The sequence below is a fragment of the Vibrio sp. HENC-03 genome (assembly GCF_000305755.2).
Taxonomy (GTDB): domain Bacteria; phylum Pseudomonadota; class Gammaproteobacteria; order Enterobacterales; family Vibrionaceae; genus Vibrio; species Vibrio owensii.
In genome coordinates, this window is record NZ_JH976049.1 from 222,287 (window position 1) to 234,480 (window position 12,194).

Sequence of the window (12,194 nt, forward strand, 5' to 3'; positions counted from 1 at the left end):
CAAGATGTTCTATTTTAAAAAAGAGTTACTTAGTTTGCTGTTGAAGCCATCGGAGGGCTTTATTACGTGAAAACTAAATCAGGTACTCCTCGCAAGTTTTCCATCAAGTTTACGGTAGGTAGCTTATTTATCATCGCTACGGCAGTGACTGCATCACTTGGTCTCGGGATGCAGTATTACTTCGGCAAGCAAATGTCGGAAGAACATATCCTGACGCACTTAACCATGACAGCCAAAGACGTCAGTAACCATATTCATCAAATTGATGCGAGTGCGACGAGTAGCGCGGGAATTCTGCGAAGTGTGGCGGATTTTAGTGATTCCGAGTTTAGTGAAACTGAAATTCAACGGGTATTCATCCAAACTCTGATCGACAACCCTGTCTTTTACAGTATTTATTTTGCTGACAATGAAGAGTTTTTTTATCAGGTCATCAACTTAGAATCTTCCCCGATTGTGCGTGGACAAATCGATGCATCAAATGAAGAACGTTGGGTTGTTATCAAAGTAACGGGCGAAGGTGAGCAGCGTTCAAAACAGACATTTTACTACTCTGAGGGACTGGACCTCGTTCGTCAATCTGAAGAGAAAAGTAACTTTTATCCATCACGAAGGCCTTGGTTTGATAGTGCTTCAAGAGATAGCGTTTACAAAACGAATCCTTATCTGTTTCAACACTTAAAGATCACGGGGCAAACCTACTCTGTCCGTAGTAAAGGAGCGGTAATCGGTGTTGATACTGTACTGTCATCATTGAGCGAGAAAATTAGTGCGACCGAGCTTGGGATGAAGAAAGAAGATGGTGTTGAAGCCTTCATTTTCAATGATCGCGGTGAGGTGGTTGCCTCAAGTGTTAATGTTTTTCACGAGGTTAAGATCCCGGACTCGTCCCTCTTGGCACTGAATGAACAGCAAAAAACATTATTCAACCAAAGAGAGTTTGTGATTTCCAATCAAAATGATTGGGGGCCTTACGACTATACGCAAAGTGGTGAACCTGGAGGGTACGCAGTTGATGTGCTCAACTTAGTCTCTCAGAAAACAGGCATGATTCTAGAATTTGTGAACGGTTTCAGCTCTGAAGATCTAGTGAGAAAATACCGTCAGAGTGAAATCGATATTCTGCAGCCTGTACTCGGAACACCTGATGGCTTAGGTATAAAGAGCACTCCAATTTTTACCGGCCAACTTGCGATTGCGACTAAAACAGAAAACCCGATGCCTACGTCCTTGGATGAACTTAGCAATCAAACGGTTGGCGTCGTCGCTGGTTTTGGCATGAAAGAGTGGCTACTTGAACGCTATCCAACACTCAACATTATTGAGGAACCCAATTTAGATCTGGCTAAACGGGCTTTACATATGGGGGAGATAAAGTATCTCGTTGATAGCTATTTGACCATGGTTGAAATAAAGCGATTGGTCAGACTCACTCATGTACATGTTGCTAAACTGGACGCACCGCCGCTCGAATATTCACTTTTTATGAAAAACAAAGACAAAGCGGTCGTCGAGGTTATCAATCAAGCCATTGCTGCTATTACTCCTGAACAAAAAATGGCCTTAAAGGAGAAGTGGCTTAAGCCTCACCAGTGGCGAGGTAGTTTTGTTCCATATCCTGAAGTTTATGAACTCGTGATTCAGGAAGAAAAACATGATGCGATGAACAAGGTAAACATCGAGGGCGAAGATCGCTTTCTCTACATTACAAAGCTGCAGTCGACACGTGGCACGAACGATTACTTTGCGGTGCTTGTTTCTGGCAAAGTTATCACTGATGCCGTAACCAGTCGTTTGTCGAAAGCGATAGTGATTACCGCTTTTGTGATGCTTATTTTGTTTCCATTGGCATGGAAGGTTGGTGCTCCAATCGTTCGTCCTATCTTGGCGTTACGTCGAGAGACAATAAAGATTAAAGAACGCCAATTTGATCGTTTGGTTCCCGTCGAGACGAGAATCAAAGAAGTGTCAGATTTGTCCGGCTCGGTCACTGAAATGACGGAAGAGATTCAGCATCACGAGCAACAGCAAGAAGAGTTTGTTGAAGCCTTTATTCGCCTTATCGCGCAAGCGATCGATGACAAGTCTCCTTATACTGCGGGGCACTGTAATCGTGTTCCGGAAATCGGCATGATGTTGGCAGAGGCAGTAGAGAAGTGCGACACCGGTAAGTTCAAAGACTTTAAGTTCAACAATGAAGACGAACGACGTGAATTCCGTATCGCGGCTTGGTTACATGACTGTGGCAAGATCACCACGCCAGAACACATCGTTGATAAAGGCACTAAGTTAGAAGCCAACTATAACCGCATCAATGAAATTCGTACTCGTTTCGAAGTACTAAGGCGAGATGCTGAAGTGGAAATGTGGAAGTCGATATCTACTGGTGAACTGTCAAAAGAAGAGGCGCAAGCCAAGTTCGACCAACGAGTTGCGCAGTTGGATGAAGACTTCCGATTTGTTGCCAACGCCAACGTGGGTGGTGAGTTCATGAGTGACGAGAAGATTGAGCGCATTAAACAAATCGCCCAACAAACTTGGTTGCGTCACTATGATGATCATCTTGGCCTTTCTCCATTTGAAGAAATGATTAAGCCAAAATCTGACGTGACACTACCTGTGGTTGAAAACCTTTTAGCGGATAAGCCTGACCATATTATCGAGCGTGTTCGCCCAATGGAATTTGCACCCGAGCATGGTATTAAGGTGCAAGTGCCAGAGCATCAATATAACTTGGGTGAAGTGTACAACCTGACCATTTCCCGCGGGACGTTAACACCAGAAGACCGTTTCAAGATTAACGAGCACATGATCAGTGGCATCAAAATGCTGGGGGCACTGCCATTCCCTCCGGAGTTAAGTAACGTACCGCGTTACGCTTCGACTCACCATGAGACCTTGAAAGGCACAGGCTATCCGCGTCGGTTGAGTGCCGAAGATTTATCAACCCCAGAACGCATCTTAGTGATTGCCGATATTTTTGAAGCGTTAACCGCAGGTGATCGACCTTACAAAAAAGCCAAGCCAGTGAGTGTTGCGGTCGACATCATGTACAAGATGGCACTGGACGAGCATTTGGATATGGATTTGTTCTTGTTGTTCTTAGAAAGCGGGGTTTACCGTGACTATGCCAACAAGTTTATGCCAACCGAACAGGTTGATGAGGTGGATATTGAGAAGTATCTGAAGTCGAAATCATCAGACGCATAAACCAGAGACCTTAGAGCGTTTAAACCCTACAACTTCAAAGAGTGGCGCATTCGTTGCCACTCTTTTTGTATCAGAACTTGGTAGCGCGTTGGTAAATCAATGTTGCTTGGGGTAGGTAGCAATTCTGCCGCTTCTTGTAACGAGAGACCAGCAAAGGGATGTTGATCGTGGCAGCTGAGCAAGGTCATGGCCAAGGCATAGAAGTCATCGTTCTTACTTGCCTGACCGATACGCAGACAAGGGCGTGTTGCACTGTAGGCCCGGCTAACGGTTGTATGTGTATGCTCTCGGTATTTAGCATCAACTCGAATCACACTGCCAAAGTCGATAAGCCGAACTTGGTTATTTGGCGTCACGATGACGTTATGTGGCTTGATATCGCCATGCAGATATCCCGTTTTGTGTAGATTGAGCAAAGTGAATTCAAGCTTGGTTATTATGTCTTGAGGTAACAAATCAGGTTCTATTGCGTTAAGTGTTTTGCCTTCCAGATATTGGCTCATTAACCAGTCGGCGTGGTTCTGTGAGCCGTAACCATGAAAGTTCGCCCAGTAATCCGACGCGTATTTGGATAGAAAGTCCGCTTCCGCCATCAAAGCTCGTTTCTCAGCCAAGCTGCGCGCTACTTTGATGACTACCGTGCCATAAAGTTTGTGCTCGCACTGAAACACGTTGTTGCTCAAAGGCGCTACATAAGTAACGCCACAGGCTCTAAACAGGGTTTTATTGGCGAACGTGTTCATCACTAAATGCTCGCAGGTAACACAAAGCCCGCAAAGAAATTCGGCACGAACGGATTGTTCTGACCTTGAGTTTTAATCGTTAAGCGAACCTTGTCGCCATTGTAATCAAACTCAAGCTGGGTACTTTGCGAAGAGGTTGAAGTGACGCGCGGCTCAATCAAGCGGAACCATGCCCAACTGCCTTTAAACTGTTCATTGGCAATCGGCGTTGCTTGTTTTTGTAGACGCACCGTTAGTGCATCTTGCGCGACAGAATCGCCTTTCCAGCTTTGTTGAGTCCACAGCATCGGACCGTGTTGATAGGTGAAAATCGGTTTTTCAGCACGAATGGAAAACTCAGTCAGCGCCGAGCTCATTTCTGTTGGTTTCATCTGGAATTGAATCGCAACGTTTTTTGGATCAGCCAAAAACAGGGCAGAGCGAATGTCTTTGGCTTTATCAAACATCAGCCAAATCGCAGGATCTAACGCAAAGCCAGTATTTGGCAGTAAGCCGGACATAAATGGCGCACGTTGCTCTGTCGAGAAGCCTTTCAACATGGTTTGATAGAAGGTGTCCAACGTGCCATCGGTTTTAAAGAAGGCAGCAACATCCGCTGTGCTTGCGTCGCTGTCGGCACTTTTCTTAAACGGGTAGAAAGCCGCGATGGTGTTTTCATAAGGCTGGTAAACTTCGGTGTTCCACATACTATTAAGGTATTGGTGAGCTAAGTTCATCACCAACTCATTGGTTTGCACTGTCACATAGTCAATCACTTCACCGGATAGTGGTGGCTGGGAATCGGTCAATGACGCCAACTGTGCGACCGGGTTTTGCGCCTTTAAACCTGCAGATAACGTTTCGTAAGCCACTTTGTCTGGCGTGTTGGATTTGTAAAACTGATCGAGCCATTTGGCCGTGTTCGCAAAACCTTCCAGCACGGAATCTATTGGTTTCTTACCCTGATCGTCTGGCGTCACTTGTTTGTGGAAATCATTAAACGTCAGTGTGATTTGTCTAGCGGATTCCTTTTTCTCGTTGTCTTGCGCAGCATCGGCAATCTCCTCATCGGTTTTCTTCTTCGCATCTTTTGGCTCTGGTACAAGAACCGAAGTGTAGTTGCTGATGGTGGTAAACAGCTTAGACATTGGATTGTTTGAGGCATTGTTGAGTACGTTCAAGCTGGCATTTAACTGCTCAGAACCGGAAATGGTTTTCACCTCGATGCTGTTAATAAAATCTCGCCAGTAATTGATGTAATCGTTCTGGTACATGCGCTTCAAATCGTGACTGATTCTATGCATCTCTAGTGCGCTTGGTGCTTGCCCTGCAATGCCTTCATAAGCGGATAAAGCTTCGATAAGAAGAGGGGATTCCACTGAAAGATCCAGCTCGTTAAAGCCAGTCGGTGTGTACAAGTAAGGCACGAAATAACCCACGTAGCCAGGTTTGAATTGGTATATTTGGTTAAAGTTGGAGCCCAGTTCTTTACGCACATCGATGCGCTTCTCGTACGCATGATCGTTCAAAATGTGTTGGTAGAGTAGCGTCTCGATGTTGGATTGATTGATGACTTGCTTCGCCAGCCCTTCAAGCTCTTGATTGGCAGTTGTCGCCACCAAGTGCTGGTTAAACACATCGTCGAGCAGCACTTTGAGCTGAGCTACATTGGTTTTGTCCGCTTCGCCTTGGTGCTCTAAGTTTGCTAGGAAGTAGCTTTTGAGCTCTTCAATGTTGGTACGATTTTTATCAAACAGCAGTCGATAGTCGTTCAGCAATTCGAGCGTTCTGGCTTGATCTTCCAAGTTCACATACACATACAAGTCGCTCTCAATGGTGTGCGCCATAGAAGGGATCAGCACTTGTTGCAGTTCTTTGGTGTAAGCTGCCTCGACTTCTGGTTTGATGGTCGCATTCGGTAGGAATGGCAATGTATACCAAGGTTCAGGCTCCTGATATAACGCGTAAATGCGATGCATGGTGTACAAGTTTGGAATGTTGCCCACCAAATCTTCTTTGCTGTATGGCTGTGCTGCGATCGCTTCTTTGTAACGCTCTAACATGCCATCAGCTTTGGCTTCACGATTGGTTTGATAATCGAAGTCGAGCTTGAGAATCGTCAGTGTACCAATCAATAAACCGAGCCAAATTAGGGTGTAGGCGGTTTGGCTGAACCACAACCAATTCTCTTTATGGCGGTTAACCCCGACTAAAGTGTTTTCATTTAGCACGACATGAGACATCAAATGCTGAGCAAACAAAGTTTGTTGAACAGGCATTTGTTGGTGTTGCTGATATTGCTCATTGCCGAGGGATTGATTGACTACGTTCGCCAGTAAATCATGCTGTGCGAAATCACTGCCACTGTGGGTAAAGTAGAAGCCGCGGAAGTTGAGCCCATCTGTGTATTGGTCACCTCGATGCAAACGCTGTAAGAAGTGCCACAAATTCTGTTTAAGCAGACCAAATTGGTATGGCGCACCACAAATGGCATTGCGGAAATCTTGGTTAAGCTGCGCTCCCAACGCATTGCTCATGTTCGAAATTAACTGACCAATGAGATGGTCGTATTCGTCATTGAACCAATCGGCATCAATGCCACCATGTTTTTGCACTGGGCTGGTGGCGCCGAACACTTCATTGCGTCTCGCTTCATCAAACGCAGAAAAGAACTGACAGAAATCGCTCACTTGACCCATGTTAGTTAGGATATTGTAGATAGGTAGGTTCAAACCAAATGAACGATTGAATGCTTTGATTTGCGATTTCAATTGGTCGGCTTTTTGTGAAAGGGTTTCACTATTGCCAACTAACTGTTCAATTTCTGTGGTGAGCAACAAGCCGTTAATCGCTTGTCTCGGACGCCATTTATTTAGGCACTGGCACAGCGTTTTTAAGTAAAGCGGTTGTTGATCTTCGCCCATGCTGATGGAAATCAGAATTGAGTGTTCACTGAGCCAAAATAGAATCGGAAACTCAATGTCGTTACCAAAGTCATCCACCTTATAAGCTTCGTAACCCATCTGCGTGATGATGCTTTTGTCTTTGCTTGGGTTATCACTGAGTAACAGGTAAATCGGCTGATCGTAACGGCTGGTTAAGCGCTTTTTACGCTTTTGTACACCGAGCATTTTCTTGAAGTGGAAGGCGAGTAACTTGGATCGTTTGATAATTAGTGCACGTTCTTGGTCTTGCTCAAGACTCTTTTTCACCTTGCGGTTGATTAACCAAAAGCAAAGCCCAGCAGACAGCAGTGCCACAATGGTTGTCGTGATGACGCCTATCCATAAGAAATCAGGATACGCAACAAACCAAGTCAGTAAGCCGCCTAAGATTGCCAGAAGGAGAAGGGTAACAAGGCTCCAAATGATTGCCTTTTTTCTTGTTGGTGTGTTTGGGTTGTCTTGCGTCATTGTGACTCAACCTCGCTTTGTTTGTTTTTGTTATGCACCACTAAGCCGTTGACGTTGGCATTCTCTCGATACCAGTTATTGATGGTTTTCGCTTGTTCTGAGCTGTCACATCGAACGATGACGCGAACGTAGGAGTTGATGTTATCCGCGACAGGTTGATAGTTGGATGTCGGCAGTTGGGCGATAAATTTCTCGGCGTTTTTAAGGTTAGAGAAGGTCGCAAGTTGCACCAGCCAATCAGTGTCCGCTGCAGAGCTCGTGACTAGAGCACTCGTCGTCTCTGGCGTTGAAGTTTTCGCTTGTGGCGTCACGGCTTTTGGTTGGCTCGGGATTGGACGAGGTGGTTGGGTGGTATTTACCGCGACTTTATTGCCTTTTAAATCGTCGTCAGTGCTGACATAAACGATGTCTTCCGCACGACCAGATTCAATATAGCGTTGGCTGTACTCACCAAGCTGGACAAAATCTCGTGCTCGCTGTGGTTTGGTTTTGTTGTACCAGAAATAGGTCAGAGCAACGCTCAAACCAATGATAGTTAGGAAAAATAACGTGGTGACAAGGTAACGTTTCTTGCGCGTTGGTTTACGTGTTTTAGGCACCGAAACCTTAGTATGACAATAGATTCCACCGGCTTGTCGGTACTGACTTAAAATCTGCTCTAAGCGGTAGGTAAAACTCTTTAGCTGTTCGCTGCCCGTTTCGCGGTACTGACCTTTAAACCCGATATTGAGAAACAGATAAACCACTTCTAATAAGTCGATCAGCTTGTGCGGTTGGCGCGCTGCTTTCTCTGCCACAGTAAAGAAAAGCTCACCACCGTTGCGCATACCAAACAGTTCACTGAGTAAGGTTTTGTTCTCCCATCCGCGTTTTTCACCCCAATCGGTGTAGACAATCAACTCATCCAAAACCACGGCATACAAGAAACACAGCTTGTCGATCACGGCGACTGGGTAGGTCAGCTCTGCGCCTTTGGTTTTGATCTCATTGATGGAAGCCACCAGTTGATGCCTGAGCGTGGTGATGTCTTCGGGCTCCGGCAAAGTGTTGATCTTGAGCGTGACAGCCAGTAACTCAGAACTGATGTTGATCAGCTGATTCTCGGCTTTATCGAAATGATGTAAGAATCCTATATTGGCTTGAGCAGCGTTGACCGAATGCCACTTTACGTCTGGCATGTCGGTGTCTTTACTTACGAAGTCGTTTTCGCTGCTGTCCCAAACTAAGGTATCTTCATCCAAATAGTTCATAGCTTACTACCTCAGTGCGTACAGCATCACTTCTAGGTCGCCAACACGTGTATCGACGTGCAGCGCCAGTGCATCGCGGTTTTCAATCATTTCTAACCAATTGCGGTCTGACGTATCCACTTCAAAATACGCTGTGCCTTGCATCGGTTTTAGTTCACTTGGCGCAACAGGAAGCGGCGTCAGTTGCACGCCAGAAAGGGCATTACGCACAATCTCGACAATCTTGTTATTGCTGCTAAGTTTGGCTGCTGCAGGGAACAACTCGTTGAGCTCGGTGCTGCTGATATTAGAACGGACACTGAGAACGAATCGGCGATCGGACAGGTTGTGACCATCTTTTACCAAGGTGCGCAGCAAGCGGCGTCGCTCAAACAATGAAGTGTCGAAGGCGAACTCAATCACAGAGTCTTGCTGAACCAGCGTGAGCATATTGCGCAGATTCGAAAAAAGCGGATTAAAGCAATCGTACAGACGATGGAAATCCAACGGTTGACATGGTTCTGGAATTGCAGGTGTGGATGCCATGACTTGCGCTTCAAACTTGCGTAGCTCCAAATAAAGCTGATGGGTTTGAAACTTTGGATTCGACAAAGACAAATCAAACCACGGAAGCCAAGTGTTGAGTGTTTGCAGCCACAGGTAATCCTGCATCATCGATTGTGGGCTCTTTTGTCCTTGTCCGGCTTGAATACGTTTGAGCAAGCTGGTGGCACGGTTAGAGGTGAGGGCATGAATCTCTTTCAAACGTTCAACCAATAACTGTGATGCACCATAGTGCAAACACGCAGGAATAAAGGAGCGATCTAGCATCACTTCGCCCGTTTCGCTGCATTCCAATACTTTGGCGAAAGGAATCAGGGTAAAGCCCGAAGTGTCTTCGCCTTCGAGTTTTATCGCTATATTGAGCTGTGCGACGTCTACCTCAACGCTGGCATTCTCAGAGGTTGAAGTATCAAACACATTGATGGTTCGTGTGAGATAGCGGCTTTGTTCCGATTCATCATTGGCGTAATCATTATTGCCTTGCAGAGAAACAGGCAGCGCTAAGTAAGCCATTTTCTCAATCGTACCGTGCGGCACATCTCTGGCGACTTCGCGTTTCAGTTCGAAATGCGTGCCATCTGGGAACAAACCCGCGCTAGAAGAGACGGAAAGCTTGCCAATTTTAAGTAGATCGTGATTGATCACCAAGTCGGTCACACCATAGTAAGGGGCATAACCAGCAAGCGTTTCGACGTTTTGTCTGACGTAGTTTTGTGTGTATCTGTCTTGTTGTTGAAAGTGTTGTGGGGCAATGAACATACCTTCTTGCCAAACGACCTTTTTATATGCGTCCACGAGATTTCCCTATCTACTGATTCGAGTTAAAAAACATCCCACCAAGGCGAATCTGGTGTCACGGTTTGCAATGCTGCTTTGTTACCGCTGATCTTTAACTGGATATATTGTTCTTCTTCCTGAGGCGTGGTTGTCACTACCGTCGCCGTGCTTGCATCATATTCGGCAAATTCCACCAATACGCCGATGTATTGAGTGGTCTTGTTGATGTCTAAGGTTTGTTTGCTATTGCTGTCTGGCATCACCACGGGCAGCACTTGTTTCGACACCAAGTTTGCGCCTAATAGGCTCACGTCATCGTTGTACAAATCGATAAACGGCAATTGCTTAAACTGCTGTGCATCGGTCAGTTGATACAAGCGTACTACTACGGGATTAGTACTGTTGTTAACACTTGGGTTAATCGTCTTCTCGGCGCTCACCGCCAATTGATATTGCGTCACAACCGGTGTTGGGTCAGATGAACATCCCACCAAAGCGAAAGCGAGTAAACTAAGCCAAATCTTCATCAGCTTTCCTCGCTTTGCTTTTGCATGTTTTCCATAAACATCGCTTTGAACTGGCGACGAAAATCACCGTTGTCTTGTCGATGTTGGAAATGTTTGCGGTAAATTTTCCAATACTTTTTGTCTTTGCTACTGAACAATCCGCCAGACACAAATTCGCTAAATTGATTCTCTAGTTGGTTTGGCGCGAACTCGTTGAGGAACTGATCGAGTGTTTTATCTAAGGCATCAAACAAAGCATCATGTGCAAGCGGTGGGTTGCGAAGGTATTGCTGATTCTTCTCGGTAATCGTAATCAGCTTTTCGATGGAGGCTTCCAGCTCTGACGTTGGAAGGTGGTCTCCCGGAAGATACTCAATCTCCGTAGAACGCTCCATTGCTTGCTGCTGTTTCGACACTTCATCCACTTCAAAGTGATCCGCCAGTTCATCATCATCGATGTCTTCGAACGGGTCGGAAGAGAAGGGGTCATCGCTCATTACATTTTGGTGAGAGTAATGAACTTCCGATTTCACGGGTTCGACGATATCTCCTTCATCGAGAAAATCGACATTGTCTTCTAGTTGCAGGTCGAATTTGGTCGCAAAGAGATCATCGGATTGCTCTTCGACAGGCGCTTTGCTCGACGTGAGTGTTGATACCAACATCGAATAGCTTTCGATCTTTAAAATGTCGCCATCGTTGAGTGGGTAATCTTTGTCTCTCACCATGGCTTTATCGTTAAGGCGAGCCGGGTTCTTGCCGGTACTCTTCACCAAATAACCTGTTTCAGTGAGACGAATTTGTCCGTGAATACGCGAGATGCGTTTTGATTGATCGGGCAATGCCACTTCACAAGAAGCAGAACGCCCAAACTGCCCGCCAGACTCGGGCAGATAGATGACTCTTGAAGTCACCACCTCTTCAGAGGGTACAGAAATCAAATGTATGCTGATCGCCACTTGTTATCCCTCGCATTTAGCCAACGCTGTGTTGAAAGCGGTTAAGAAACCAGAATATTTGTCCAAAAAGCGGTTAGAGAAATACACGCCCATTGGCTTAGTTTCGAATACTTGAGAATAGAAGTAATCGCTTGGAAGAGAGGCTTGGCTGATTTCCGTGTGGAACACCCGTTCATCTTCCAGTGCGACGTCAATTTCTCTTTGTTTTAAAAGCCTTAGTAAAACCTTAGCATCTCGTGGCTGCTTAACGACGTTGTATCCATTACGTTTCAGCCAAAACCATGTGCTTGAGCCAAATTCTGCCGAGAACTTAAGGTTCAACTTTGACAAATCATCAAGCTTAGGCTCTACACCGGGACCAAAATACCAACGCAACTTTTGCTCGGTAATGGGAGCAGACAACGTTGCGTAGCTGTCGTGTTCTCTGGTTTTCGGCGAGACGAAAAAGCCATGCTGTTGACCACTGTGTACGTGGAGTTGTGCGTCAGACCATTCCGTCATGGTCAGTTGGTAAGGTTGTCCCATTTCGCCCAGCGCGCATTTGATGCGGTTGAGCGCAAACCCATCCATGTTTTGATTTTGGTGAGTTTGGTACGGTGCCCATTTGTGGGTCGCAAGCAGTAATCGGTCGGGACCAATCCAAACTTGCGCCCATGCTTCAAACGAGAATAGGGCACCAAGCAAAATAAACAGCGATGAAACCAGCTTGGTTATTTTGCGGAAAAAGCTCACCCCACAGCTGACCGCCGCCTCTTGAACAAGTATCGAGGTGGTGACGAGATGGGGTGAATGTACGCTTCTAAACATCATGATT

8 protein-coding genes are annotated in these 12,194 nt (G+C 45.9%); 1 reads left to right on the top strand and 7 read right to left on the bottom strand.

The genetic code is table 11. The features are described from left to right. The first annotated feature begins 66 nt into the window (after window positions 1-66). On the top strand, window positions 67-3,210 hold the full coding sequence (locus tag VCHENC03_RS23385) for an HD domain-containing phosphohydrolase (RefSeq protein WP_009704387.1): 3,144 nt from the start codon (window positions 67-69) through the stop codon (window positions 3,208-3,210). A gap of 26 nt (window positions 3,211-3,236) precedes the next feature. Here the strand turns inward: VCHENC03_RS23385 and VCHENC03_RS23380 are convergent, their stop codons facing one another. Genes VCHENC03_RS23380 through VCHENC03_RS23350 form a run of 7 tightly spaced genes read right to left on the bottom strand, consistent with a single transcriptional unit; the run spans window position 3,237 to window position 12,187 of the window. Next, a complete protein-coding gene (locus VCHENC03_RS23380) occupies window positions 3,237-3,953 on the bottom strand; it encodes a protein kinase domain-containing protein (RefSeq protein WP_009704388.1) in 717 nt (238 codons plus the stop codon). A 2-nt stretch (window positions 3,954-3,955) separates the two neighbouring features. Next, the gene (gene tssM, locus VCHENC03_RS23375) at window positions 3,956-7,345 is read right to left on the bottom strand and encodes a type VI secretion system membrane subunit TssM (protein WP_009704389.1); all 3,390 of its coding nucleotides are present in this window, start codon (window positions 7,343-7,345) and stop codon (window positions 3,956-3,958) included. Beyond that, a complete protein-coding gene (icmH, locus tag VCHENC03_RS23370) occupies window positions 7,342-8,595 on the bottom strand; it encodes a type IVB secretion system protein IcmH/DotU (protein WP_009704390.1) in 1,254 nt (417 codons plus the stop codon). Before icmH ends, tssM begins: the two co-directional genes overlap by 4 nt. Window positions 8,596-8,601: 6 nt before the next feature. Further along, on the bottom strand, window positions 8,602-9,933 hold the full coding sequence (gene tssK, locus VCHENC03_RS23365) for a type VI secretion system baseplate subunit TssK (RefSeq protein WP_009704391.1): 1,332 nt from the start codon (window positions 9,931-9,933) through the stop codon (window positions 8,602-8,604). 26 nt (window positions 9,934-9,959) lie between these two features. Further along, window positions 9,960-10,442 (bottom strand): type VI secretion system lipoprotein TssJ, encoded by a 483-nt coding sequence (tssJ, locus tag VCHENC03_RS23360; RefSeq protein WP_005451918.1) that lies wholly within the window; start codon window positions 10,440-10,442, stop codon window positions 9,960-9,962. Further along, window positions 10,442-11,380, bottom strand: a complete 939-nt coding sequence (locus VCHENC03_RS23355) for a type VI secretion system-associated FHA domain protein (RefSeq protein ID WP_009704392.1) — start codon at window positions 11,378-11,380, stop codon at window positions 10,442-10,444. The genes tssJ and VCHENC03_RS23355 overlap by 1 nt, the downstream gene beginning before the upstream one ends. A gap of 3 nt (window positions 11,381-11,383) precedes the next feature. Further along, window positions 11,384-12,187, bottom strand: coding sequence for an ABC transporter substrate-binding protein (locus VCHENC03_RS23350; RefSeq protein ID WP_232310306.1), 804 nt, complete (start codon window positions 12,185-12,187; stop codon window positions 11,384-11,386). Window positions 12,188-12,194 lie beyond the last annotated feature (7 nt).